The organism is Streptomyces solincola (assembly GCF_002982015.1).
Classification (GTDB): domain Bacteria; phylum Actinomycetota; class Actinomycetes; order Streptomycetales; family Streptomycetaceae; genus Streptomyces; species Streptomyces solincola.
The window spans coordinates 14,480-40,717 of record NZ_PVLV01000074.1 but is presented as its reverse complement, the minus strand read 5'-3'; the positions used below and the strand labels follow the sequence as shown (position 1 = coordinate 40,717).

The 26,238-nt window shown below is 72.3% G+C and carries 17 protein-coding genes; 10 read left to right on the top strand and 7 right to left on the bottom strand.

All coding sequences use genetic code 11. The annotated features are described in order from the left end of the window. Nucleotides 1-32 precede the first annotated feature (32 nt). The 3 genes from C6N75_RS05645 (at nt 33) to C6N75_RS05635 (ending at nt 8,156) form a co-directional block, all read left to right on the top strand. Nucleotides 33-6,998 carry a polymorphic toxin-type HINT domain-containing protein gene (locus tag C6N75_RS05645; RefSeq protein ID WP_258177244.1) on the top strand — a complete coding sequence of 2,322 codons (6,966 nt, stop codon included), beginning with the start codon at nt 33-35 and terminating at the stop codon, nt 6,996-6,998. Then, nucleotides 6,995-7,429, top strand: coding sequence for an Imm10 family immunity protein (locus tag C6N75_RS05640; protein ID WP_105867737.1), 435 nt, complete (start codon nt 6,995-6,997; stop codon nt 7,427-7,429). The genes C6N75_RS05645 and C6N75_RS05640 overlap by 4 nt, the downstream gene beginning before the upstream one ends. 172 nt (nt 7,430-7,601) lie before the next feature. After that, nucleotides 7,602-8,156: a hypothetical protein gene (locus C6N75_RS05635; RefSeq protein WP_105867727.1), complete on the top strand. Its 555-nt coding sequence runs from the start codon at nt 7,602-7,604 to the stop codon at nt 8,154-8,156. Here C6N75_RS05635 and C6N75_RS05630 read toward each other — a convergent pair. After that, nucleotides 8,140-8,625 (bottom strand): ATP-binding protein, encoded by a 486-nt coding sequence (locus C6N75_RS05630; RefSeq protein WP_105867726.1) that lies wholly within the window; start codon nt 8,623-8,625, stop codon nt 8,140-8,142. The two genes, C6N75_RS05635 and C6N75_RS05630, sit on opposite strands and share 17 nt — an antisense overlap. 150 nt (nt 8,626-8,775) lie before the next feature. On the opposite strand from C6N75_RS05630, the gene C6N75_RS05625 reads away from it, so the two are divergent. Together C6N75_RS05625 and C6N75_RS05620 are read left to right on the top strand one after the other, a co-directional pair. After that, the gene (locus tag C6N75_RS05625) at nt 8,776-9,597 is read left to right on the top strand and encodes a helix-turn-helix domain-containing protein (protein WP_105867725.1); all 822 of its coding nucleotides are present in this window, start codon (nt 8,776-8,778) and stop codon (nt 9,595-9,597) included. After that, nucleotides 9,594-9,833 carry a DUF397 domain-containing protein gene (locus C6N75_RS05620; protein ID WP_105867724.1) on the top strand — a complete coding sequence of 80 codons (240 nt, stop codon included), beginning with the start codon at nt 9,594-9,596 and terminating at the stop codon, nt 9,831-9,833. Before C6N75_RS05625 ends, C6N75_RS05620 begins: the two co-directional genes overlap by 4 nt. 75 nt (nt 9,834-9,908) lie before the next feature. Here C6N75_RS05620 and C6N75_RS05615 read toward each other — a convergent pair whose 3' ends face one another. From C6N75_RS05615 to C6N75_RS05600, 4 genes are all read right to left on the bottom strand, one after another. Beyond that, nucleotides 9,909-13,814, bottom strand: a complete 3,906-nt coding sequence (locus C6N75_RS05615) for a multifunctional oxoglutarate decarboxylase/oxoglutarate dehydrogenase thiamine pyrophosphate-binding subunit/dihydrolipoyllysine-residue succinyltransferase subunit (protein ID WP_105867723.1) — start codon at nt 13,812-13,814, stop codon at nt 9,909-9,911. 334 nt (nt 13,815-14,148) lie between these two features. Continuing rightward, on the bottom strand, nt 14,149-15,219 hold the full coding sequence (locus C6N75_RS05610; RefSeq protein ID WP_105867736.1) for a HAMP domain-containing sensor histidine kinase: 1,071 nt from the start codon (nt 15,217-15,219) through the stop codon (nt 14,149-14,151). A gap of 146 nt (nt 15,220-15,365) precedes the next feature. Further along, nucleotides 15,366-16,109: a response regulator transcription factor gene (locus tag C6N75_RS05605; protein WP_105867722.1), complete on the bottom strand. Its 744-nt coding sequence runs from the start codon at nt 16,107-16,109 to the stop codon at nt 15,366-15,368. Nucleotides 16,110-16,274: 165 nt separating this feature from the next. Continuing rightward, nucleotides 16,275-16,985, bottom strand: a complete 711-nt coding sequence (locus C6N75_RS05600; RefSeq protein ID WP_407703195.1) for a spermidine synthase family protein — start codon at nt 16,983-16,985, stop codon at nt 16,275-16,277. Between the two features lie 194 nt (nt 16,986-17,179). Between C6N75_RS05600 and C6N75_RS05595 the strand changes: the two genes are divergently transcribed. Continuing rightward, complete coding sequence (locus C6N75_RS05595; protein ID WP_181160354.1) at nt 17,180-18,004, top strand: rhomboid-like protein; 825 nt, start codon at nt 17,180-17,182, stop codon at nt 18,002-18,004. Here the strand turns inward: C6N75_RS05595 and C6N75_RS05590 are convergent. Then, the gene (locus tag C6N75_RS05590) at nt 17,965-18,603 is read right to left on the bottom strand and encodes a GNAT family N-acetyltransferase (RefSeq protein WP_105867721.1); all 639 of its coding nucleotides are present in this window, start codon (nt 18,601-18,603) and stop codon (nt 17,965-17,967) included. The two genes, C6N75_RS05595 and C6N75_RS05590, sit on opposite strands and share 40 nt — an antisense overlap. Before the next feature lie 161 nt (nt 18,604-18,764). Between C6N75_RS05590 and lon the strand changes: the two genes are divergently transcribed. Continuing rightward, nucleotides 18,765-21,218: an endopeptidase La gene (gene lon, locus C6N75_RS05585; protein WP_105867720.1), complete on the top strand. Its 2,454-nt coding sequence runs from the start codon at nt 18,765-18,767 to the stop codon at nt 21,216-21,218. Between the two features lie 12 nt (nt 21,219-21,230). On the opposite strand, the gene C6N75_RS05580 is transcribed toward lon, so the two are convergent. Further along, nucleotides 21,231-22,151, bottom strand: a complete 921-nt coding sequence (locus C6N75_RS05580) for a TrmB family transcriptional regulator (RefSeq protein WP_105867719.1) — start codon at nt 22,149-22,151, stop codon at nt 21,231-21,233. 148 nt (nt 22,152-22,299) lie between these two features. Here C6N75_RS05580 and C6N75_RS05575 point away from each other — a divergent pair, with 148 nt between their 5' ends. The 3 genes from C6N75_RS05575 to C6N75_RS05565 all read left to right on the top strand — a co-directional run bounded on the left by C6N75_RS05575 (nt 22,300) and on the right by C6N75_RS05565 (nt 26,226). Beyond that, nucleotides 22,300-25,128, top strand: coding sequence for a M4 family metallopeptidase (locus tag C6N75_RS05575; protein ID WP_258177243.1), 2,829 nt, complete (start codon nt 22,300-22,302; stop codon nt 25,126-25,128). Nucleotides 25,129-25,237: 109 nt separating this feature from the next. Further along, complete coding sequence (locus C6N75_RS05570; protein WP_105867718.1) at nt 25,238-25,657, top strand: RidA family protein; 420 nt, start codon at nt 25,238-25,240, stop codon at nt 25,655-25,657. Between the two features lie 101 nt (nt 25,658-25,758). Continuing rightward, nucleotides 25,759-26,226, top strand: a complete 468-nt coding sequence (locus C6N75_RS05565; RefSeq protein ID WP_105867717.1) for a MarR family winged helix-turn-helix transcriptional regulator — start codon at nt 25,759-25,761, stop codon at nt 26,224-26,226. The last annotated feature ends 12 nt before the right edge of the window (nt 26,227-26,238 follow it).

The window sequence follows — 26,238 nt, the reverse complement described above, 5'->3', positions numbered from 1 at the left end:
ATTGGCACAGATCGGTGTCAATGGTCGTCTTCATGGCGCTACTCATAGGCTTCGTGCCGGACGATCCGGCGGCCGCCGCCGGACTCCGCACCAGACTGAGCGATATCGAGCGGGAACGGTCGGTCGACGGCCGCAACCACACCACCAAGCGGGCCGCTGCCCGCAACGACGCGGCCAAGCCCTGGTCACCGGCCGCCGACAAGCGGCCCACCGGAGGCTTCACCGTCCAGGTCGCCGGCGCCGGCGCCCCGGCCGCGCGCAAGGGCCTCGCCGCCCAGCCGTCGCTGGGCGCCGCCACCGAGGGCGCCGGACTGGCCAAGGCCCCGGTGACCCTGCGTCCGGCCCCGGCCGCCCAGACCTCCGCGAAGTCCGGCGCCCGTGCCGCCGCGGGGGCGCACACGGCCCCGGCCGCCAAGGGCTCGGCCGCCCGCGTCGAGTTCAAGGACACCGCGGCCGCCCGCAAGGCCGGCGTCGAAGGCGTGCTGTTCACCGCCGCCCCGGCGAAGACCGCGACCTCCGCCGCCGCCACCGGCCGGGTCGAACTCGCTCTGGACTACTCCGCGTTCAAGGACAGCTACGGCGGCGACTGGGGCTCGCGGCTCCGCCTGGTCCAGCTTCCCGCCTGTGCGCTGACCACCCCGGACAAGGCCCAGTGCCGCACCCGCACCGAGCTGACCGGCGGCAACGACGCCGAGGCCGGTACGGTGCACGCCACCGTCGACCTGACCGGCAAGGCCACCACCGCTCCCGGCAAGGCGGCCCGTGCCGCCTCCGGCGGCGCGATGGTGCTGGCCGCGACCGCGGACTCCGCCGGCCCCGGCGGCAACCACGGCGCCACCTCGCTCTCCCCGTCCGGCTCCTGGATGGCCGGCTCCTCCTCCGGCGGGTTCTCCTGGACCTACCCGGTCGAGTCGCCCGAGGTCCCCGGCGGCCCGCAGCCCGAGATCGAGCTCTCGTACTCCTCGCAGGCCGTGGACGGCCGCACCGCCTCCACCAACGGCCAGTCCTCCTGGATCGCCGAGGGCTGGGACTACGAGCCGGGCTTCATCGAGCGCAAGTACCGCTCCTGCTCCGACGACAAGGGCAAGGTCGACGGCAAGGCGCCCAACAACACCGCCGACAACGGCGACCTGTGCTGGGGCTCCGACCAGGTCGTGATGTCGCTCGGCGGCAACACCAGCGAACTGGTCCGCGACGACGCCGACGAGACCGGCAACACCTGGCGCCCCGCCGACGACGACGGCACCCGCGTCGAGCGCAAGACCGGCGCCGCCAACGGCGCCAAGGACGGCGAGTACTGGGTCATCACCGGCACCGACGGCGTGAAGTACCACTTCGGCCTCAACAAGCTGCCGGGCGCCACCACCCAGGTGACCAACTCCGCCCTCACCGTCCCGGTGTTCGGCAACCACCCCGGTGAGCCCTGCCACGCCACCGCGTTCATGGACTCCGACTGCGCCCAGGCCTACCGCTGGAACCTGGACTACGTCGTGGACCCGCTGGGCGACGCGATGACGCTGTGGTGGAACAAGCACACCAACTACTACGGCCAGAACATGAAGGCCGACCAGCAGATCGCGTACACCCGCTCCGCCGACCTGGCCCGCATCGACTACGGCCAGCGCGCGAGTGCCCTGTTCACCGGCCTGCCCGCCGGACGCGTCTCGTTCACCGTCGCCGAACGCTGCGTGCCGGGCACCTCGTTCGACTGCGCCGAGTCCAAGCGGACCGCGGCCAACGCCAAGCACTGGCCGGACGTCCCGCTGGACCAGCAGTGCCTGTCGGGCGAGAAGTGCACCGACAAGTACGGTCCGACCTTCTGGTCCACCAAGCGGCTGACGAAGATCAGCACCCAGGTCCTCGTCGGCTCCGCGCTGAAGAACGTCGACTCCTGGGCGCTGGAGAACAACTTCCCCGCCACCGGCGACGGCACCTCGCCCGCCCTGTGGCTGGACTCCATCACCCGCACCGGCCATGGCGCCGGCGGCACCGCCGACATGCCGAAGGTCTCCTTCCTCGGCCAGCAGCTCGACAACCGCGTCGACGGCATCGAGGGCCTGCCCCCGTTCTCCCGGCAGCGCATCCACGCCATCGACACCGAGACCGGCGGCCGGATCGGCATCACCTACTCGCCGCGCGACTGCACCCTGCTGCCGACCCGGCGGATGCCGGCCTCGCCCGAGTCCAACTCCATGCGCTGCTACCCGCAGTACTGGACTCCCAAGGGCGCGCTGAAGCCGGTCCAGGACTGGTTCCACAAGTACGTGGTCACCCAGGTCAGTGAGGAGGACCTGGTCGCGGGCAGCACGCCCAAGGTCACCTCCTACGAGTTCGTCGGCGGCGCCGCCTGGGCGTACGACGAGAGCGAGTTCACCGAGAACAAGCACCGCACCTGGTCCCAGTACCGCGGCTACGAGCGGGTCAAGACCCGCCTCGGCACTGGTTCGGACGTCAAGCAGCTCACCGAGCACCGCTACTTCCGCGGCATGCACGGCGACAAGCTGCCCAGCGGCACCCGCACCGCCGCCGTCGAGGACTCCCAGGGCGGCTCCGTCCCCGACCTCGGCCACTACCAGGGCCAGTTGCGCGAGCAGATCACCTACGAGTCCGACGGCGGCGCCGTCGACTCCTCGGTGCTCACCACCGCCTGGGCGGTGAAGACCGCGTCCCGCGCCCGTACCGGCACCACGCCGCTGGAGGCGTGGATGACCCGGCCGGAGACCGTCACCACCCGCGAGCGGGTCAAGGGCGACACCTGGCGCACCGCCAAGGAGGTCACCACGTACGACTCCCACGGCCTGCCCACCCAGGTGGACGAGACCACGCCCGGCGGCAAGCGGATGTGCTCCACCACCAGCTACGCCCGCAACACCGGGGCGCACATCCTGGAGCTGGAGTCGCGCGAGCTGACCACCCTGGGCGCCTGCGGCACCAGTGGCGGCGAGGTCGTCGAGGACACCCGCACCCTCTACGACGGACTGGCCTTCGGCGCCGCGCCCACCAAGGGCCTGCCGACCGAGGTCCAGGAGCGCAACGCCGAGGGCACCGGCTACACGACGATCGACCGGACCGAGTACGACATCCACGGCCGCGAGACCGCCACCTACGACGCCGAGAACCGCAAGACCACGGTCGTCAACACGCCGGCCACCATCGCCCGCCCGGTCAAGACGGTCACCACCGACCCGCTGGGCCACACCGAGACGACCGACTTCGACGACGTGCGCGGCATGCCGCTGGTCGAGACGGACGCCAACGGCAAGAAGGCGACCATGCAGTACGACCCCCTGGGCCGGCTGCTGAAGGTATGGGAGATCGACCGCGACCCGGCGACGCAGACGCCGAACGCCACGTACGACTACGCCATCCGGCGCGACGGCCCCACCGTCGTCACCACCAGGACGCTCAAGGACAACGGCGAGTACGCCGTCTCCTACGAGATCATGGACGGCCTGCTGCGCGAGCGGCAGACCCAGGACGAGGCCGTCGCCGGCGCCGGGCGGATCGTCAACGACACCTTCTACGACTCCGCCGGCCGGACCTCCAAGTCCAACGACGGCTACTTCAACGACAAGGAGCCCGCGCCCCAACTGCTGACGGTCGGTGACAACGAGGTCCCCTCGCAGAACCGCACCACCTACAACGGCATGGGCGAGCCGATCGCCGAGGTGACCTACCACCGCGGCGTCGAGAAGCTGCGCACCACCACGGAGATCGACGGCGACGTCTCCACCACCATCCCGCCCAAGGGCGACACGGTCACCGCGACCTTCGAGGACGCCGAGGGCCGCACCACCCGTCTGCGCGAGTACACCAACGACGCGCGCACCACGTGGCGGGACACCGAGTACGAGTACGACCACCTGGACAACGTCGTGAAGATCACGGCGCCGGGCGGGGCGGTCACCACCTTCGAGTACGACGGACGCGGCCGCCAGACCGCGAGCGTCGACCCCGACGGCGGCCGGACCACCATGGAGTACGACGCCTCGGACAACGTCATCTCGTCCACCGACCCGCGCGGCAACAAGCTGGTCACGACGTATGACAACGGCGGCCGCCCCACGTCCCTTCGTGAGGGGAGCGCCACCGGACCCAAGCGGCTCGAGTGGACCTATGACACCCTCGGCAAGGGGCTGCCCACGGCGTCCATCCGCTACGACAACGGTCGCGAGTACCGGGACGAGATCACCGAGTACGACAACGCCTACCGGGTCAAGAAGTCGAAGACCGTCATCCCGGCGGAGGAGACCGGACTCGCCGGCACCTACGCCTACTCGTACACCTACACCCCGACCGGCAACATCGCCGTGGCCCAGTTGCCGGGTCTGGGCGGCCTGACCACCGAGCCGGTCATCTTCCGGTACAACTCCGACGACCTGCCGATCTCCATCGGCGGCGCCACCATGTACCTGAACGACGTGCAGTACTCGGCGTTCGGCGAGATCCTGCGCACTGACGCGGGCACGCTCAACAAGAAGGTCTACGGCAGCTACATCTACGACGAGTTCACCCGTCGGCTGACCAACGCGACCTTCGACCGCTCGATCACCCCGGGCCGGATCAGCGAGACCCGCTACGGGTACGACGACGCCGGCAACGTCACCAAGATCACCGACGCTCCCGGCGCGGCCGCTCCAGACTCGGGCAAGACCGACACCCAGTGCTTCGTCTACGACAAGCTGAGGCAGATGACCTCGGCCTGGACTGCGAAGACCGAGGACTGCAGCGCCGGTCCCTCCAAGGACACCGTCGGCGGTCCTGACGCCTACTGGCAGTCGTTCGAGTTCGACGCCGCGGGCAACCGCACCAAGCTCACCGAGCACGACACCACCGGTGACACCAGCAAGAACGTCACCCGGACCTACACCTACGGCAAGCCCGGCGTCGGCGGCCCCAACGCCCTCGCCGAGGTCAAGTCCACCGGGCCGGCCGGCGAGCGGCTCAACACCTTCGCCTACGACAAGGCCGGCAACACCACCACCCGTCAGCACGGCGGCACCACCCAGACCCTGGAGTGGGACGTCGAAGGCCAGATGCGCAAGGTGTCCTGGCCCGTCGAGGGCGGCGGCACCCAGTCCACCAGTTACCTCTATGGGTCGGACGGCGGGCGTCTGATCCGCACCGGTGCGGACGGCAGCAAGACGCTGTATCTGGGAGAGGCGGAGCTGACCGTCAGCGCCGACCTGACCTCCGTCAAGGCCCAGCGCTTCTACGCCCACCCGGACGGCTCCACCACCGTGCGGTCCACCGGCGGCGGCCGGGAGCTGATGCTCGCCGATCACCACGGCAGCTCACACACCGTGGTGGACATGGCCAGCGCCAACCTGGCCGTGACCCGGCGCAAGATGATGCCCTTCGGGGAGCAGCGAGGCGCCCAACCCTCGGACTGGCCGGGCGACCGCGGCTTCGTCGGCGGCACCAGAGACGCGGACACCGGCCTGACCAGGCTCGGCGCCCGCGACTACGACCCGGCGACGGGCCGGTTCATCTCGGTCGACCCGATGGTCGACTACAGCAACCCGGCGACGATCAACCCGTACGCCTACAGCAACAACGCCCCGGCGACGTTCTCGGACCCGTCGGGCGAGTTCTTCCCGATCCTGATCGGCATCGCCGCCCGGATCGCGATCCAGGCGGCCATTCGTGCGGCGGCCCGCCGGGCGGCGATCATCGCGGCCCGCAAGGCGGCCCAGGCGGCGGCCCGTCGTGCTGCGGCCCTGGCCCGCAAGCGTGCCATCGAGGCGGCCAAGCGTGCGGCCGCCAAGGCCAAGCGCGAGGCGGCCCGCAAGGCGGCGGCGGCCAAGCGCGCCGCGGCCAAGCGTGCCGCTCAGCGTGCGGCGGCCAAGCGCGCCGCGGCGAGGCGTGCGGCCGCCCAGGCACGGGCCAAGGCCGCGCGTGCGGCGGCCCGTCGTGCCGCGGCCAAGAGGGCAGCGGCCCGCAAGGCGGCGGCTCGGCCCAAGCCGAGGCCCAAGCCGAGGGCACAGCCCAAGCCGCGGCCGAAGCCGTCGCAGGCGAGGAAGCCGGCACAGCGCGGCGGTTCGTCCAAGGCCCGGGAAGAAGCCAAGTCCGAGGCCAAGGACCAAGCGTCCGAGGCGGTGCAGGACCAGGTGTCCCAATCGCTGTCGGGCGGAAACGGTAGCTGTCCCACGCCGAACAGCTTCGTTCCCGGCACTCAGGTGCTGATGGCTGACGGCAGCAAGAAACCGATCGAGAAGGTCAAGGTGGGTGACAAGGTCATCGCCACCGACCCCAAGACCGGCAAGTCCACGATCCAGACGGCGACTGCCACCATCATCGGGGAAGGGCGGAAGCACCTCGTCAAGGTCACGATGGCCGTTGGACACGGAGAGAGGAAGGGCCAGGAGTCCACAGTGACCGCCACTCAGGGCCACCCGTTCTGGGTACCGGCCCTGGGCAAGTGGGTGGATGCCGGCCAGCTTGAAGTCGGTCAGTGGCTGCGCACATCAGGCGGCACCCTGGTGCAGATCCGCGCGGTGCAGCGATGGACCGCTCAAGCCACGGCCCACAACCTGACCGTCACAGACGCGCATACGTACTACGTCGCTGCTGGCCGGACATCTGTCCTGGTACACAACACAGGCGGCAATGGCCACATGTGCGACATATCGGTTACCGGTGCAGACGGTCAGTCCAAGGTCAACGTCACGCTGGAGAGCGGTGACATGACGCCGCAGGAAGACTCCTTGGGTTACCCGAACAACACGGCGTTCACTCACACAGAGCACCGCTTCTCCCGCATGGCGGGAGCGTCCACGGGGCCGAAGGTGTCGCTGCCCAACGACCCCTTCTTTGGTAAGTACCCGCTGAGTCGTGGCGATGTCGTGAGGATGCAGGGACAACTTCCCCCATGCTCGCGATGCAGAGGAGCCATGAACCGAATGGTTCGAGAGCTGGGCGTTTCCGTCACGTATGTTTGGGACGGTGTCAAGGGCGCCGGAACATGGGTGGCCAGCGGAGGGAGGCGTCGGCGATGAGGCTGACAGCGACGGAAATCGGCTTCTTCGAGGACTACGACGATGAAGAGACCCTCGAAGTAGCTGTCGCGGGAGCGACTGAAAGCGGCGAAGACATGTCGCTGTCGATCCAGCGATCCACGTACGACCCGGACGAACAGGAGATCGAAGCAGGCCTGGACTCGTACAACATCTCCACGGAGCGGGGTTTCACCGCCTACGGGTGTCTGCGCAGTGTGCAGTTGACCGATGCGCTTCTCACACTCGAGTTCACCGAGGAGGGCGCGGGAGCCCTCGAAGTCCCCTCCGGGGTCGCAGTGCATCTGGAGGGAGTAGACGTCGATCGCGCCGTTCTGGCTGCCAGGCTTCGAGAGATCCTGGACTGGGGCGCGTCCGAAAAGCGTCCGCATCTCGGTGGATCGGCTCTCGCTGACCCGGGGACCGACTCGTAGAATCGTGATCGCGAGCTGACACGGATCAGAGGAGCCCGGTCATCGTGGACATGCGTCTCACGGTGACCGGGTTCCGTCGTGTGGTGGCGCAGAGGGTCTTGACCTGGATGGGCACACCGAGCACGAGTCGGAGGCGAACCTCGTGGCCCAATTCGTCGGAGGTGGAGGCAGAATGAGTGTTGACGCACTGCTGCGGCGCTACTCGGTGACAGGCACGGTCGAAGAACCCAAGGCCTCGCCGTCGGGGCGGACCCTGGCGCACGGACTGCTGCGGTTCCACACGCCCGCCTCCGCGCAGGAGTCGTACGCGGCCTGCGTGCGGCTGGCCAAGGGGATCGACGGGCGGTACTTCCCGTTCGCCTTCGACTGGGCCGGGCGCGAGCTGCTGGCCGGGGCGGACGGCGTCGTCGTGGTCGACCCCGCCAGGGGCCTGGCCACGGCGACCGGGCTCGACCTGGACGCCTGGTGCGCGGCGGCCGCCGAGGAGGACGGCGACCCGTTCGGGGCCGCCGACTTCCGCGCGTGGCGGGAGACCTACCCCGGCGACCCGGACCCCCTGGGCTTCGACGAGGCGGTGGGCTACCGGACACCGCTGCTCCTGGGCGGCGAGGACGACCTGGCCAACCGCGAACGCACCGACCGCCGGGCCTACTTCGACGACTGCGTCGCCATCGCCCGCCAGGTGCGCAAGCTGCCCGAAGGGACCGTGATCAGCGGTCCCGCGTGAGCCGCGCGGGCACGTCCAGCTCCGCGCGTACGGTCTTGCCCGGCGGTACGCGGTCCAGCACGCACCACCGGTCGGCCAGCGCCTCCACCAGCAGCAGCCCCCGCCCGCCGACCTGCTCCGGGTCGGCCCTCGGCAGCTCGCCGGGACCGGGCGGCCGCTGCTCGCCCCGGGTGTCGGTCACCTCGATCCGCAGCACCGCGCCGGCGGCCCGCTCCAGCCGCAGCTCGAAGTCCCGCCCCGTCACCCGCCCGTGGGTGACCGCGTTGGCGGCCAGCTCGGCCACGATGAGCACGGCCGCGTCCGAGAGCGCGCCGCCGTGCGGGAAGCCCCAGCGGTCGAGCTGGTGCGCCGCGAGCCGGCGGGCGAGCCTGGCCCCGCGCGGGGTGGAGCTGAACCGCTGGACGAACGCCGGTGCGGTCACGGACAGTTGTGCGAGTGGTCCCCGTGGGGGCGACGCCGGGTTGCTCATGGCAGTGACTTTGGCCCGGTGGGAGGCCGGTACTCCAGATCAGCCACTCGTACGCTCAGTCAGCGTACGGGTACGAAGTGTGGACGGTACCGGTGACAGGGCGTCACGATGTTGCGGTTGCGAGCGACACCGACGCGGAGGTGACCGGACATGGCGCTGGACGACGGGACTTCGGAGCCGGAGACCTCCGACAGCCTGAAGGCGTTCGGGGAGGTGGTCAAGGCGTTCCGGCGACGCGCCCGGCTGACCCAGGAGCAGTTCGCCCCGCTGGTCGGGTACTCGGTGCCGACGATCGCCTCCGTGGAGCAGGGCCGCCGCCTCCCGTCGGCGGGCTTCGTGGAGAGGGCGGAGGAGGTCCTGGACGCGTTCGACGCGATCCGGGGCGCGGCGAAGTACCTCTCGCGGCGAAAGGGGCTGGCGAGCTGGTTCCGCCAGTGGGCCGAGCTGGAGAAGACGGCGATCAGCCTCTACACGTACGAGTGCCGGTTGGTGCCGGGACTGCTTCAGACGGAGGAGTACGCGCGGAGACTGTTCGCCAATCACTTGCCACCATTCGGGGACGACCAGATCGAGGCACGTCTGACGGCTCGGGCGGAGCGGCAGCAACTGCTCTACGAGCGGCCCAACACGGCGTTCAGCTTCATCGTCGAGGAGCATGTGCTGGTGCGCGGCGAGCAGGTGGCGCCGGGGCAGATCGATCACATCCTCACGCTGGCCGAGCAGCGCAACATCGAGGTGCAGGTCATGCCGCTCGCGCGGGCGATGCACGGGGGCATGGACGGCCCCATCGCCCTCCTGGAAACGCCGGACAACCAGTGGTTCGCGTACTCCGAGGGGCAGGAGAGCGGCCATCTCATCACCGATCCCAAAGTGGTCAGCACGCTCCAGATGCGGTATGCCAGGATGCGGTCACAGGCGCTCTCCCTGGAGGAGTCCCTGAGCCTGTTGCGGCAGATGCGAGGAGCGAGATGAGCACCACAGAACTGGCCTGGTTCAAAAGCAGCTACAGCGGCAGCGCGGGGGACAACTGCGTCGAGGTGGCCTGGGTCAAGAGCAGCTACAGCAGCGGTTCGGGTGACAACTGCGTCGAGGTGGCCAACACCCTGGACGCCGTCCGGGTCCGCGACTCCAAGGACAAGAGCGGCCCCCAGCTCGCCGTCGCGCCCGGGTCCTGGGCGAGCTTCGTGTCCTTCGCCGCCCGGGGCTGAGGCCGTCGGGAACGACGGAGCGCCCCCTGCCGGACCGGGTCCGGCAGGGGGCGCTCCCGTTCGTCGCCTACGGCGTCACGCGTCGAAGACCTCGGCCACGAGCTGGGCCTGCTCCGCCTGGTGGCGCTTGGCGGAGCCGACCGCCGGGGACGAGCCGTGCGGGCGCGAGATGCGGCGCAGGCGCTCGCCGTGCGGGATGTCCGCGCCGACGGCCAGGTCCAGGTGGTCGATCAGGTTGAGCGCGATGAACGGCCAGGCGCCCTGGTTGGCGGGCTCCTCCTGCGTCCACAGGTACTTCTCGGCGTTCGGGTACTTGGCGATCTCGGCCTGGAGCTCCGCGCCCGGCAGGGGGTAGAGGCGCTCCAGCCGGATGATGGCCGTGGTGGTGTCGCCGCGCTTCTGGCGCTCGGCCTCCAGGTCGTAGTAGACCTTGCCGGCGCAGAAGACGACCTTGCGGACCGCCTCGGGCGAGACGGTGTCGTCGCCGATGACGGGGCGGAAGCCGCCGGTGGTGAACTCCTCCACCGACGAGGCCGCCGCCTTCAGGCGCAGCATCGACTTCGGGGTGAAGACGACCAGCGGCTTGTGGTGCGGGTTGTGCACCTGCCACCGCAGGAGGTGGAAGTAGTTGGACGGGAGCGTCGGCATGGCGACGGTCATGTTGTTCTGCGCGCACATCTGGAGGAAGCGCTCGGGGCGGGCCGAGGAGTGGTCCGGGCCTTGGCCCTCGTAGCCGTGCGGCAGGAGCAGGGTGACGCCGGAGGTCTGCGACCACTTCTGCTCGGCGGAGGAGATGAACTCGTCCACGACCGTCTGCGCGCCGTTGACGAAGTCGCCGAACTGCGCCTCCCACATGACCAGCGCGTCCGGGCGGGCCAGCGAGTAGCCGTACTCGAAGCCCATCGCCGCGTACTCGCTGAGCAGCGAGTCGTAGACGTTGTAGCGGGCCTGGTCCTCGGAGAGGTACTGGAGCGGGGTGTAGTCCTCGCCGGTCTCCTGGTCGACCAGGACCGCGTGGCGCTGGCCGAAGGTGCCGCGGCGGGTGTCCTGGCCGGAGAGGCGCACCGGGACGCCCTCCATCAGCAGCGCGCCGATGGCGAGGGTCTCGCCCATGCCCCAGTCGATGGTGCCGTCGTCCACGGAGGCGGCGCGGCGCTGGAGCTGCGGCATCAGCCGCGGGTGGACCTTGACCCGGTCCGGGACGTTCACCTGGGACTGGGCGATCTGCTTGACGACCTCGGCGGAGACGCCGGTGTTCACGGCGACCGGGAACTCGGCCTGGGCGTCGGGGACCTGGGCGGTGCCGGGCTGCGAGGTGGCCTCGCGGACCTCCGCGAAGACCTTCTCCAGCTGGCCCTGGAAGTCCTGGAGCGCCTGCTCGGCCTCTTCGAGGGTGATGTCGCCGCGGCCGATCAGCGACTCGGTGTAGAGCTTGCGCACCGAGCGCTTCTTGTCGATCAGGCTGTACATCTGCGGGTTGGTGAACTGCGGGTTGTCGCCCTCGTTGTGACCGCGGCGGCGGTAGCAGATGAGGTCGATGACGACGTCCTTGTTGAACGTCTGGCGGAACTCGAAGGCCAGCCGTGCGACGCGCACGACGGCCTCGGGGTCGTCGCCGTTCACGTGGAAGATCGGCGCCTCGATCATGCGGGCCACGTCGGTGGCGTACATCGAGGAGCGCGAGGACTCCGGGGCGGCGGTGAAGCCGACCTGGTTGTTGATCACGATGTGCACGGTGCCGCCGGTGCGGTAGCCGCGGAGCTGGGACATGTTGAGCGTCTCGGCCACCACGCCCTGGCCCGCGAAGGCCGCGTCGCCGTGCAGGGCGACCGGCAGGACGGTGAAGTCGGTGCCGCCCTTGTTGATGACGTCCTGCTTGGCGCGGACGACGCCCTCCAGGACCGGGTCGACGGCCTCCAGGTGGGAGGGGTTGGCGACCAGCGACACCTTGATCTGCTCGCCGTCCAGGCCGGTGAAGGTGCCCTCGGCGCCCAGGTGGTACTTCACGTCGCCGGAGCCGTGCATCGACTTCGGGTCGAGGTTGCCCTCGAACTCGCGGAAGATCTGCGCGTACGACTTGCCGACGATGTTCGCCAGGACGTTCAGCCGGCCGCGGTGGGCCATGCCGATGACGACCTCGTCCAGCCGCGACTCGGCGGCCGAGTCGATCACCGCGTCCAGCAGCGGGATGACGGACTCGCCGCCTTCGAGCGAGAAGCGCTTCTGGCCGACGTACTTGGTCTGGAGGAACGTCTCGAACGCCTCGGCGGCGTTGAGCCGGCGCAGGATGCGCAGCTGCTCCTCGCGCTCGGGCTTGGAGTGCGGACGCTCCACGCGGTCCTGGATCCACTTGCGCTGGCGCGGGTCCTGGATGTGCATGAACTCGATGCCGGTGGTGCGGCAGTAGGAGTCGCGCAGCACGCCGAGGATGTCGCGCAGCTTCATCATGGACTTGCCGCCGAAGCCGCCGACCGCGAACTCCCGCTCCAGGTCCCACAGGGTGAGGCCGTGCTCGGTGATGTCCAGGTCGGGGTGCTTGCGCTGGCGGTACTCCAGCGGGTCGGTGTCGGCCATGACGTGGCCGCGGACCCGGTAGGAGTGGATCAGCTCGAAGACGCGGGCGGCCTTGGTGACGTCGTCGTCGTGCGAGGCGTCGATGTCCTTGAGCCAGCGCACCGGCTCGTAGGGGATGCGCAGCGACTTGAAGATGTCGTCGTAGAAGCCCTCCTCGCCGAGGAGGAGGCCCGCGACGATCCGCAGGAACTCGCCGGAGGCGGCACCCTGGATGACCCGGTGGTCGTAGGTCGAGGTGAGGGTCATCACCTTGGAGATGCCCAGCTTGTTCAGGGTGTCCTGGGAGGTGCCCTGGAACTCGGCCGGGTAGTCCATGGAGCCGACGCCCATGATGACGGACTGACCGGGCATCAGGCGCGGCACCGAGTGGACGGTGCCCAGGCCGCCGGGGTTGGTCAGGGAGACCGTGACGCCGGTGAAGTCCTCCATGGTCAGCTTGTTGCTCCGGGCGCGGCGGACGATGTCCTCGTACGCCTGCCAGAACTCGAAGAAGCCGAGGGTCTCGGCCTTCTTGATGCCGGCCACCACGAGCTGGCGCTCGCCGTTGGGCTTCACCAGGTCGATGGCGAGGCCGAAGTTGATGTGCTCCGGCTTGACCAGGGTGGGCTTGCCGTCCTTCACCGCGAAGGAGTGGTTCATCGACGGCATGGCCTTGATGGCCTGCACCATCGCGTACCCGATGAGGTGGGTGAAGGAGATCTTCCCGCCGCGGGCGCGCTTGAGGTGGTTGTTGATGACGATGCGGTTGTCGAACAGCAGCTTCACCGGGACGGCGCGCACCGAGGTGGCGGTCGGCAGCTCCAGCGAGGCGCTCATGTTCTTGGCGACCGCGGCGGAGGGGCCGCGCAGCGTCACGAACTCGGGACCGGCCGGGGCCTCGGCGTCGTCCGCGGAAGCCTTCGGCTGGGCCTTGGCGGCGGGCTTGGCCTGCGTCTGCGGCGCGGGCTCGGCGGCCTTGGGCTGCGGCTTGGGCTCTGCCTTCGGCTGGGCCTCGGCCTTCGGCTGCTCGCTCTTCGGCTGCGCGGGGGCGGCCTTGGGCTGCTCGGCCTGCTCGGCGGGGGCCTTCGCCGCGGGGGCGGGCTGCGCGCCGGCCGGCTGTGCGGCGGCCGGAGCGGGAACCTGTCCCTGAGCGGAGGGGGCGGCCTGCGGCTGCTGCGCCGGGGCGGCGGCCTGCGTCGAGGTCTGCGCGGTCTCGGCCGCGGGCTTGTCCGCCGAGCCGGCGGCGCCCGGCTTGTAGTCGGCGAAGAAGTCCCACCAGGCGCGATCGACCGAATTCGGGTCCTGGAGGTACTGCTGGTAGATCTCGTCGACGAGCCACTCGTTGGCGCCGAACGCGGCGGCAGGGTTCCGTCCCTGTCCGTCCGGGTCGGTCGATGTGCTCGCATTACTGGGGGACTGAGACGACACGGCGGTAACCGCCCTCTTCCGCTTCACAAGGTGATGGACAGCGGAAATAAAGGCTACGCCTCCCCGGCCCGGACGTGCAGGCCGGGCATCGCCATCGTCGCGTAGATCACATCGTGAGACGCGTTTCACGGCGATAAATGGCGGGAAACAAGCGTGGTTCGCTTGCGAACGGGTAACCGAGGGCCCGGCTGCGGCCGCCGCCGGGCGGCACACATCCGCTGGTCGCGGCCCTGGCGGGCCGCGACGGCTCCGGACGGACGCGGTAGGCGAAACCGGAGCTTCCGCGTCCGACCCTACGCCAACGGCGAGGCGGCCCGAAACGTCAACCGGATCGTCAACCGCGCTGCTGCGGAATACCCGGGAGGGTGACGCGGATACGGCAGCCGCGGGTCGATTCGGCCACCCCGATCCGGCCGCCGTGCAGCTCCACCGCCCAGCGCGCGATCGCCAGCCCCAGCCCCGTGCCGCCGTCGCTGCCCGGGCCGTGCGGGGAGGACACACTGCCCCGGTTGAACCGCTCGAAGACCCGGTGCCACTCCGACTCCGGAATGCCCGGACCCTCGTCCTGCACCTCCAGCGCCAGCGACTCCGGCAGCGGCCCGCGCCGCGCCCGCACCGTCACCCGGCCGTGCGGCGGGGAGTGCTTGACCGCGTTGTCGATCAGGTTGGCCACCACCTGGTGCAGCCGCTCCGCGTCCGCGTGCGCGGTCAGCTCCGGCGGCGACACGTCCAGGTGCAGGTGCACGTCGGTACGGGAGTGGTTGCCCGAACCGGAGCTGAGCCGGCGCAGCGCGGCCGCGAGGTTCGCCTCCTTGAGCACCCCGGAGAGGTAGGGCCACACCTCGAAGCGGTTGGCCCGCAGCGGCACCACGCCCTGGTCCAGCCGGGACAGGTCCAGCAGCGTCTCCACCAGCCGGCCCAGCCGCTCGGTCTGCTTCAGCGCGGTGCGCATGGTCTCCGGATCGGCCTCCGAGACGCCGTCCACGACGTTCTCCAGCACCGCGCGCAGCGCCGCGATCGGCGTGCGCAGCTCGTGCGAGACGTTCGCCACCAGCTCCTTGCGGTGCCGGTCCACCGCCTCCAGGTCGTCCGCCATCAGGTTGATGGTGGACGCCAGGTCGCCCAGCTCGTCCCGGCGGTCCGCGCCCCGCACCCGGCAGGTGTAGTCGCCGTGCGAGATGGCCTTGGCCACCGTGTTCATCTCGTCCAGCGGCGCGGTCAGCCCGTGCGCCACGAACTGGGTGATCAGCAGCGTGGCGATCACCGAGAAGACCGTGATGAACCGCAGCTCGGTCTCGGTGCGCAGGGCCACCATCAGCAGCCCGGTGGTGATGAACACCGACACCACGACCAGGGTGCCCAGCTTCGCCTTGATCGACACCGGCAGGGCGCGCAGCCTGCGCAGCGCCGCCCGCAGCCGGTCCCGGCCGCTGCCGCGGGTCGCCCGGGGCCCGGACGGCCGCCGGCCGAGGGCGCGCCGGGCGAACGCGCCGAGCACCCGTCGGCGCGGGCCGGTCCCGGCGCCGGTCCCGCTCGCGGCCCCGGTCCCGTTCACGGCGCGGGCGTCTCCAGCGCGTAGCCCACGCCGTGCACGGTGCGGATGCGCTCCGCGCCGATCTTCCGGCGCAGCGCCTTGATGTGGCTGTCCACCGTGCGCGTCCCGGACGCGTCGGCCCAGTCCCACACCTCGGCCAGCAACTGCTCGCGGGAGAGCACCGCGCGCGGGGTGTTCGCCAGGCAGACCAGCAGGTCGAACTCGGTCGGCGTCAGGTGCACGTCCTCGCCGCGCACCCGCACCCGGCGCTGCGCGTGGTCCACCTCCAGCTCGCCCAGGCGCAGGATGCCGCTGCGCGGGGTGGCCGCGGCCTGCGCCGCGCGCTCGATGCGGCGCAGCAGCACGTGCACCCGGGCCGCCAGCTCCCGCATCGAGAACGGCTTGGTCATGTAGTCGTCCGCGCCGACCCCGAGACCGACCAGCATGTCCGTCTCGTCGTCGCGGGCGGTGAGCATCAGCACCGGCACCGGGCGCTGCGCCTGGACCCGGCGGCACACCTCCAGGCCGTCGAAGCCCGGCAGCATCACGTCCAGCACCATCAGGTCCGGCTGCCACGCCTCGGCCGCCTCCACCGCCGCCGGCCCGTCGGTGGCCGTCTGCACCTGGAAGCCCTCGGCGCGCAGCCGGGCGGAGATCGCCTCGACGATGGTGCCGTCGTCCTCGACGACCAGCACCCGGCGCTGGGTGGCGGCGCCCGGCGCGGCCGCCGTGCCGTTCGGACTGGTGTGTGTCTGCTCCATCGCCCCGCCCCTGTCGCGTCCTGCGCGAGCGTGTAGTTCCGTGCCGTGACCCGGGCGGCGCCGGCCCGGCCGTCGGGGACGACGGCGCCGCCGGCACTCCGGCCGACGGGCGCCCGGGAAGGCGGCTGCCCGGCAAGCAGCGTAAAGGCACCGACCGCGTCCCGGCTACGCAGGGCGAACGGCGAGGTGGACCACGTCGGGTACGCCCCGGGCAACGGGGATCTCTTCGGTCCGTACCCCGCTGAAACCGGCATTCCGCAAGGAGGCTTCGAAATCGGCGGAGGGCCGCGCGGACCACACCGCCAGCACCCCGCCCGGGTTGAGCCGGGCCGCGCAGGCCGCCAACCCGGCAGGGGAGTAGAGGGAGTTGTTGCCCTCGGTGACCGTCCAGTCCGGACCGTTGTCGATGTCCAGGCAGAGCGCGTCGTAGCCGTCCGGGGTCTGGCGCAGATACGCCGAGAGGTCGTCGTGCACGAGGACGGTGCGCGGATCGGCCAGCGCCTCACCGGAGACGGCGGCCAGCGGGCCGGTCCGGTGCCAGTCCAGGACCGCCTGCTCCCGCTCCACCACCGCGATCCGGCCCCAGCAGGGGTCCGCGGCGGCCTGGGCCAGGGAGAAGCCCACGCCCAGCCCGCCGATCAGCACCGCCGGGTGGGCCCGCGCGCCCAGTGCGTCGCGCGCCGCCTCGACCAGCCTGCGCTCCGAGCGCCCGTCGGAGGTGTCCATCAGGAACACCCCGTTGGCGATGATCTCCAGGTGCTGGCCGCGCCGGCGCAACACCACCTCGCCGTACGGGCCTTCGCGCCGGTCGAGCGTCTGCGGAGGTGTGGGTGCGTGCGGCATCTCGGGCGTCTCGGGCGCGGTCGTCACAGCCATGGGGCCACCCTAGGCCGCTGGTTCGCCGGGCGGCGGCGGACGCGTCCACCGGCGCCCGGGTTGCCCCTGCCCCGGCGATGTGACGGAGATCATGAGCGCGGGTCGGCATGGAACGGCCTCCGTGGGCAGGTTCCCGGCCGGTGGGCCCGCCACGGCATGCGCGCGGGCCCGGCTGACCGAAGGGCGGCCTCGCGGTGCACCAGCTCCTCACCCGCACCACCGGCCCGGTGCAGAGCGCCGAGCCGGCCTGCGGGGCGCCCGCGAGCCTCCCCCCGGCGGACGGCGCCGAGCCGGCCCTCGGAGTGCGCGGACTCCCGTCCGGCGGCGGAAACGCCGAGGGTCGCGGCCGTCTCGCGGTCCGGCTCGGGCGGCTGCTGCCCACGCCGCGCCGGACGCCGTTCACCTTCGGCTACCTCGCCGTGCTCGCCCTCACCTCGCTCTACGCCCGCCTCGGCGACGCCGACTCCGTCGCCCGACTGCTCCAGGCGTCCAGCTCGGACGCCGCCCACCTGGTGCGCGCCCCGCTGCGGGCGCTGTTCGCCAGCGCGCTGTGGCTGCCGGGCGGGCCGCTCTCCGCGTACGCCGCCGGGCTGGTCGCCGTGCTCACCGCGCTGGAGCGGCGGATCGGCGGCCGGCGCACGGCCGCCGTCTTCGTGCTGGGCCATGTGCTGGCGACCCTGGCCACCGAGATCCCGGTCGCCCTGTCGGTGCTGGCCGGACACCTGCCGCACACCTCGCTGCACCGCCTGGACTACGGCGTCAGCTTCGGCCTGCTGGCCTCCGTCGGTGCGCTGGCCTGGCTGCTCACCCCTCTCACCCGGACGCTGGTGCTCGGCTGGGTGGCGGTGCTGCTGGCGATCGACCTGGTCGAGTTCGCCGACCCGCTCACCGACTGGGGGCACCCAATCGCGCTGCTGGTCGGGCTGGCCTGCCGCCCGCTGGTCCGCCGGGCCGCCGCGCACCGCGCCCGGAGCGGCCGTCAGCCGGTGCGCACGATCCCGGTGAGCGGGGCGCGGTAGCGCCAGCCGACCGCCTCGTACAGCGCCCGGCCGTCGGTGGTGGCCGCCAGCACGGCCCGGGTGGTCCCCGCCGCCGCGGCAGCCGACTCCAGGGTGCGCATCACGGTGCTGCCCAGCCCCCGGCGGCGGTGCTCGGCGGAGGTCTCGACCTGGTCCACCACCGCGAGGCCGGCGCCGGCCCGGGCGAGCTGGCCCCGGGCGGCGAGCGACCCGTCCGGGCCGAGGACCCGCACCCGCAGCACCCCGTCCTCCTCCGTGCCGTGCACGGCGTACCCGCGCGGCGGCCGCGGGGCCGGTCCGGGGCGCAGGTCGAGGGTCATCATGAAGCCGGGGTCGTCCGGCACCGTCCAGCCCGGAGTGATCCAGCGCGCGGTGTCCTCCGGTCCGGCGAGCACCTTCAGCCAGGCGTGCGGGGTGGTCACCGTCTCGCACAGGTGTCGCACGGCCGGGCCGTCGGGTTCCGGCAGGACGTGCCGGAAGACGTGGCGCGGGAGTCCGACGTCGATGCGGTACCCCCAGGGCTCGACCACGGGTGCGGGCGTGCCCCGGGACAGCGCCCACCCGCGTACCCAGATATCGGTAATGGTCTGTCGGTCCATGCGGCTATTACAAGCAGACGGCGACCCCTCCGCGCCACCGCTTTCTTGATCGCTCGCAGCGAACACGGGTGGCGGTGGGAACATCACCGCCCCGCCATGCATTGAGCTCCTACAGCGTTATTGAGTCCAGCAAGCTCAACTTGGATGCCTTAGGGGAGATCATGGCCGAGTCCGCCGAGTCCGTGCCCACCGCCGCCACCGCCGTCACCCTGCCCGTGCTGCCGCTCGACGACGAGGTCGTGCTCCCCGGCATGGTGGTGCCGCTGGACCTGACCGACGCCGACGTGCGCGCCGCCGTCGAGGCCGCCCAGGCCGCCGCCCGCACCGCCGGGGCCTCGGCCGGCAAGCCCCGGGTGCTGATGGTGCCGCGGGTCGGCGGCTCCTACGCCGGCACCGGAGTGCTCGGCACCGTCGAGCAGGTCGGCCGGCTCTCCGACGGCGACCCGGGCGCGCTGGTGCGCGGGCGCAGCCGGGTCCGGATCGGAGCCGGCACCACCGGCCCGGGCGCCGCCCTGTGGGTGGAGGGCGCGGAGATCGAGGAGAGCGTGCCCGCCGAGCTGCCCGGCGCGGTGGCCGAGCTGGTCAAGGAGTACAAGGCGCTGGCCACGAGCTGGCTGCGCAAGCGCGGCGCCTGGCAGGTGGTGGACCGCGTCCAGCAGATCGACGGCGTCTCCGCGCTCGCCGACAACGCCGGCTACTCCCCCTTCCTCACCCTGGAGCAGAAGGTCGCCCTGCTGGAGACCGAGGACCCCGTCGCCCGGCTGAGGCTCGCCACCGAGCAGCTGCGCGAGCACCTCGCCGAGCAGGACGTGGCCGAGTCCATCGCCAAGGACGTCCAGGAGGGCGTCGACAAGCAGCAGCGCGAGTTCCTGCTGCGGCGGCAGCTGGACGCCGTGCGCAAGGAGCTGCGCGAGCTGAACGGCGACGCCGAGGGCGAGGAGAGCGACGACTACCGGGCCCGGGTGGAGGCCGCCGACCTGCCGGAGAAGGTCCGCGAGGCCGCGCTCAAGGAGGTCGAGAAGCTGGAGCGCTCCAGCGACCAGTCCCCGGAGGGCTCCTGGATCCGCACCTGGCTGGACACCGTCCTGGAGCTGCCGTGGGACGAGCGCACCGAGGACCGCTACGACATCCCCGGCGCCCGCGCCGTGCTGGACGCCGAGCACGCCGGCCTGGACGACGTGAAGGAGCGCATCACCGAGTACCTGGCCGTCCGCAAGCGCCGCACCGACCGCGGCCTGGGCGTGGTCGGCGGCCGGCGCGGCGGCGCGGTCCTCGCGCTGGTCGGCCCGCCCGGCGTCGGCAAGACCTCGCTGGGGGAGTCCGTCGCGCACGCCATGGGGCGACGGTTCGTCCGGGTCGCCCTCGGCGGAGTCCGCGACGAGGCCGAGATCCGCGGCCACCGCCGCACCTACGTCGGCGCGCTGCCCGGCCGGATCGTCCGGGCGATCAAGGAGGCCGGGTCGATGAACCCGGTGGTGCTGCTGGACGAGATCGACAAGGTCGGCTCCGACTTCCGCGGCGACCCGGCGGCCGCCCTGCTCGAAGTCCTCGACCCGGCCCAGAACCACACCTTCCGCGACCACTACCTGGAGGTCGAACTCGACCTCAGCGACGTGGTGTTCCTGGCCACCGCAAACGTCCTGGAGGCCATCCCGGAGGCCCTGCTGGACCGGATGGAGCTGGTCCGGCTGGACGGCTACACCGAGGACGAGAAGGTCGTCATCGCCCGCAACCACCTGCTGCCCCGCCAACTGGAGCGCGCCGGACTGGCCGGCGGCGAGGTGACCCTGGAGGAGGGCGCGCTGCGCAGGCTGGCCGGCGAGTACACCCGCGAGGCCGGCGTGCGGAACCTGGAGCGCTCCCTGGCCAGGCTGCTGCGCAAGGTCGCCGCGCAGAGCGAACTGGGCGAGCGGGAGCTGCCGTCCACCCTCACCGCCGGCGACCTGCGCGCGCTGATCGGGCGCCCCCACCACGTACCGGAGTCCGCGCAGGACCCGGCCGAGCGGCGCACCGCCGTGCCCGGGGTGGCCACCGGCCTGGCGGTCACCGGCGCCGGCGGGGACGTCCTCTTCGTGGAGGCGTCGCTCGCCGACCCGGAGACCGGGGCCGCCGGACTGACCCTCACCGGCCAGTTGGGCGACGTGATGAAGGAGTCCGCGCAGATCGCGCTGAGCTTCCTGCGCTCGCACGGCGCCGAGCTGGAACTGCCGGTCACCGGGCTGAAGGACCGGGGCGTGCACGTCCACTTCCCGGCCGGCGCGGTGCCCAAGGACGGCCCCAGCGCGGGCGTCACCATGACGACCGCGCTCGCCTCCCTGCTCTCCGGGCGGCTGGTGCGCACCGATGTGGCGATGACCGGCGAGGTCTCCCTGACCGGGCGGGTGCTGCCCGTCGGCGGGGTGAAGCAGAAGCTGCTCGCCGCGCACCGGGCGGGCATCACCACCGTGGTCATCCCCAAGCGGAACGAGGCGGACCTGGACGACGTCCCCGCCGAGATCCTGGACACGCTGGAGGTCCACCCGGTCACCGACGTCCGCCAGGTCCTGGAGCTGGCCCTGGCCCCGGCGACGGCCGGTGCCCCCGCTGCGGCCTCGGAGGCCCCGGTGGCCGCCTGACGCCCGAGGGCCTCAAGGGCCCTCCAGCCACCCCCGTACCGACGCCCGTGCCCCCGCCTGGAAGCGGGTACGGGCGTCGAGGGTGTCCAGCAGCCTGCTGATGCGGCGGCGGGCGGTGTGCACGTGCACGCCGAGGCGGCGGGCGATGGCCTCGTCCTTCAGGCCCGCCGCCAGCAGCGCCAGCAGCTCCCGCTCCGGGCCCGGCACCCCGGGCGGCTCGGCCCGCTCCCACACCGAGTCGAACAGCCCCAGCAGCGCCGTGCACAGCAGCCCCTCCCGCACCAGCAGCGCGGCGGCGTCCGGGGCGTCCGGGTCGGCCGGCGGCAGCAGGGCCGTGCGCCGGTCCACCAGCAGCAGGCGTACGGGGACGTCGGCGGCGGTGCGCACCCCGGGGCCCGCGAGGGCGGGCGGCCCGCCGGGGCCGCCGGGGGCGAGCACCGCGCGCACCGCCACGCCCGGGCCCGGCCGCGCCGCCGGTACGGCGTGGGGGGCGCGGTCCAGCACGGCGATCTCCTGCCGGGCGCCCGCCAGCAGCCGGGCCGTCCGCTCGGCGATGGCGGCCGGGCCGGTCACCGGCTCCGTACCGCCGCCGCCGACCCCGCCGTCCGGCGGCTCCAGCCGTTCCGCGGCCATCCGCAGTCGTTCCAACTCCGCCGAGCGCAGGTGCAGTTCGGCTTGGCGGCGGTGGATGAGCGAGCGGATGGCGGCGGGCTGGGCCGGGCGGGGCAGGCCGTCCGCACCGCCGCCGCCGTCCGGTGGGCTGGCGAAGCCGTGCCGTACGAGCCGGTCCAGTGCCGCGTCCAGCCGTCGGCGCGGCAGCCCCAGCTTCCGCGCCAACTCCTCCGCCCCGTCCCCCCGGTGGCGCAGCAGTGCCGCGTACGCGCGTTCCTCGGTCCGGCCCAGGCCGAGAGTGGTCAGTTCTCCCTGGATCATGCCGGGGATTCTCACCGCCTCCGCACCGCCTCACAAGTGCGCGTGTCCACTTCTCACCCCTGCCGGCCCGTTGTCGCGCCGACGCCTCACGGCTTGCATGGCCATGACCACCTGAACGGCTGACCAGCACGTGGGAGGGGTACGGACTGTGCGCAGACCCAGTACGCACACGGCGGGGATCGGGATACGGACGGGGGCCAGGGCGGCGGCGCTGCTGGCCGCCGCGGGCCTGCTGATCACGGCGGCGCCGGCCGGGGCGGCGACCCCGTCCGCGGCCGTGGAGCCGCCCGCCGAGGCCATCGACGTCATCCCGGGAGCGCGGACCGACACGCCGTCCCTGGTGGACGGCATCCGCGAGGCGGTGGACGCGAAGGCCGGTGCGGCGGACGCGGCGAAGGCCCATCTGGCCGCCGAGGAGGACCGCTACAAGATCGCCGAACCTGGGCGCGATCTCGCCCCCGTGGGCACCCTCAAGCAGGGCGCGGAGGAGACGGTCCGGCTCCAGCAGAAGCACCGCGGGGTGCCGGTGCTCGGCGGCCAGTACCTGGTCCGGATGGAGAAGGCGGACGGCAAGCGGGTCGTCACCGGCACCTCCGGCAAGTACTTCACCGGGCTCACCACCGGGGTGAAGCCCGCCGTGGACGAGGCCACCGCCGTGCGCCGCGCGGTCACCGCCACCATGGAGCGCCTCGGCGGGGCGAAGCTGTCGCTGAAGAACGCCCCGGGCGTGCGCAAGGAGGAGGCCGCGCCGCTGACCGGGGACGCCGCCGGCCTCGTCGTCGTCCCGCGCGGCGAGGGCGTCCTCGCCTACCAGGTCACCGTGCGCGGGGCCCACCCGGCGACCGGCGCGCCCGTCCTCCAGCAGGTCTACGTGGACGCCCGGGCCGGCTACCCGCTGCTGAGCTTCAGCGGCATCAAGACGCTGGCCCCCGAGCGCACGGCGGTCGGCACGCCGCCCGCCGCCGGTCCCGCGCCCGCCGCCGGTCCCGCGTCCGCCGCCGCGACCGGCTCCGGCGTCCGGCTCGACGGCTCCCGCGTCCCGCTGGAGGTCCGCGAGTCCGGCGGCCGCCACCTGATGGCCGACGACGCCCGGATGGCCGCGAGCAGCAAGAACTCCCTCACCACCTGGGACGCCCGCGACAAGGACGTCTACGAGGTGCTGGGCACCTGGCCCGAGGGCCTGGCCGAGTTCTCCTCGCCCACCCCGGAGTTCGGCAAGGAGGCCACCGAGTCCGGCGCGGTGGACGCGCACTGGGCGGCCGGGCAGGTCTACGACTACTACAAGCAGCGGCACGGGCGCGACGGCCTGGACGGCCGCGGCGGCGCGGTCGAATCCCTGGTCGGCGTGACCGAGTGGGGCATGCCGTTCGTCAACGCCTTCTGGGACGGCACCAAGATGGTGTACGGCGGCGGTGACGAGACCTACCGGCCGCTCTCGGCCGACCTGGACGTGGTCGGCCACGAGATGACCCACGGCGTGGTGGAGAACACCGCGAACCTCGTCTACGCCGGCCAGTCCGGCGCCCTCAACGAGGCGATCGCCGACTACCTGGGCAACGCCATCGACGTGGACCGCTCCGGCACCCCGATGGACCACCCCGACGCCGGTCTCATCGGCGAGGACCTGTGCCGCACCGGCGGACCGCGCGCCTGCGCCCTGCGCGACCTCAACGACGGGGCGACGACCTCCAAGGACTTCCTCGGGGTCACCTTCTCCACCGACAACGGCGGCGTCCACCTCAACTCCACCATCTTCTCCGGCGCGCTGTGGGACATGCGCCAGGACCTCGGCGCCGAACTCGCCGACAAGATCGTCTACAAGGCGCTGACCTCCTACCTCACCCCGCTGGACGGCTTCACCGACGGCCGCAACGCCGTCCTCGCCGCCGCCAGGGAGGTGGGCGCGACCGCCAAGCAGATCTCCGTCACCAAGCGCTCCTTCAACGCCCACGGCATCGTGGACGACTGGGAGCTGGCACTCGGCGTCGACTCCGACGAACTGTTCGGCAAGCTCAACACCACCGGCTCCACCGTCCAGGCGGGCGGCGGCTGGTGGACCGCGGCCAAGTCCAACGACGACGGCACCGAGCCCTACTCCGTCTACGCCGGCCGCGCCGACGGCCGCGGCGCGCCCAAGCTGATGAGCCCCAACGACGGCCGCTACCACGTCAACCCGGCCACCGACGGCGCCACCGTCGTCTGGACCGCCTACGGCGAGGCCGGCCTCGACATCCTCTCCCGCCCGATCGCCGGCGGCCCCGTCAGGAAGCTCTTCTCCTCCACCACCGCCGACGTCTCCGGCCTCCGCGTGGACCAGGGCACCGTCGTCTTCGAGACCCTCGGCCTGTTCGACCGGCACGTGCAGTACCTGCGCCCCGGTGACAAGCAGCCCACCGCCGTCGACGGCAACAGCGACGAGGTCCTCACCGCCCTGCCGTCCGTCGCCGCCGGCCGCCTCGCCTACGCCAAGCTCTACCCGGACGCCACCACCGGCGCCTACCGCCTCGGCGTGGAGCTGCGCGACCTGGCCACCGGCCGCACCACCCTCGCCGAGCAGCTCGACGAGCCCGAGACCCTGGGCCAGACCGGCCTGAACAAGACCCACGTCTTCTGGCTCACCGAATCCGACTCGGCCGACGCCCGCATGGGCATCCGCCGCGCCGACCTGGACGGCTCCGACCCCTACGACATCTCCGCCGAGGGCAAGCCCGCCGCCCTCATCCCGTCCGACCTGACGGTCTCCGACACCGCCGTCACCGTCAACGCCACGGTGCCCGACACCGCCTGGCGCAACGAGACCCTGCCGAAGAACTGGCAGTTCACCACCGACGGCTCCCGCAAGGAGCGGGTCTCCTGCAACCGGGGCGAGCAGATCTCCCCGGCCGCCGTCTCCGGCACCCAGGTCGTCTGGCTCGACGGCACCACCGGCTGGACCACCCTCGCCACCCGCCCCCGCCCCGCGGGCGCCTGCGGCTGACCACCGGCAGAACCCCTGTTGCCCCTGACCCCCGGCGGACGGCGCCGGGGGTCAGGCGTGTCCGGGAAAGCCGGTACCGCCGGGCCCGGGGGGACGGCAGACTCGGGGCATGGCGACTTCCGGCGGGCGCATCGCCCGGCTCAACCCCGAGAATCTGCACGGCACTCCCGGCTACCACCACGTCACCGTCGTGGAGGCGGGGCGGACCGCGTACCTGGCCGGGCAGTGCCCGGTCGGGGAGGGCGGCGCCGTGGTGGGGCAGGGAGACCTCGACGCGCAGGTCGAGCAGGTGGCGGCGAACGCGCTGAAGGCGCTGGAGGCCGTCGGGGCGCGGCCGCAGGACGTGGTGCGGTCGGTGATCTACGTGGCCAGCCCCCGGCAGGCGGTGCTCGCGGAGACCTGGGGCCGGCTGAGGCGTTCGGTCATCGGCGAGGCGTTCACCACCGCGAGCACGCTGCTCGGCGTCGCCCAGCTCGGCTACGAGGGGCAGCTCGTGGAGGTGGACCTCACCGCCGCGCTGCCGGAGTGAAGGCCGGGGCCCGGCTGGGAAATACTGGGGCCGCGCCGCGGGGACGGTCGTCCGTGGCGGGGACACATCCGGTGGGCCGTGAGCGTGCGAGGGGTGCTGAGGTGCGGGAGAGCGGTACGGGGCGGGGCGCGGCGGCGGGGGAGCAGGAGTTCCTGGCGCTGGAGCGGGAGCTGGCGGTCTTCCTGCGGCGGGCCCGGGCCTCCTCGGGCGAGATGGCCCGCGAGGTGCACCCGGACCTGGAGCCGGCCGCGTACGGGCTGCTGGTGCGGCTCGCCGACGCCGGCACCCAGCGGGCCACGGCGCTGGCCGGCTACTTCGGGGTCGGCAAGGCCACCATGAGCCGGCAGCTCCGCGCCCTGGAGGACCTGGGGCTGGTGGCCCGCGACCCGGACCCGGCCGACGGGCGCGCCTCGCTGGTCCGGCTCACCGAGGAGGGTCGCACCCGCTTCCACCGGGTGCGCGACGCCCGCCGCGCCCGCTACAAGCGCACGCTCGCGAGCTGGGACCGCGCCGAGGTCGCCGAACTGGCCAGACTGCTGCGCCAGTTGAACGCGGGCGCGGAGGACTGAGGGGGCCGGGCG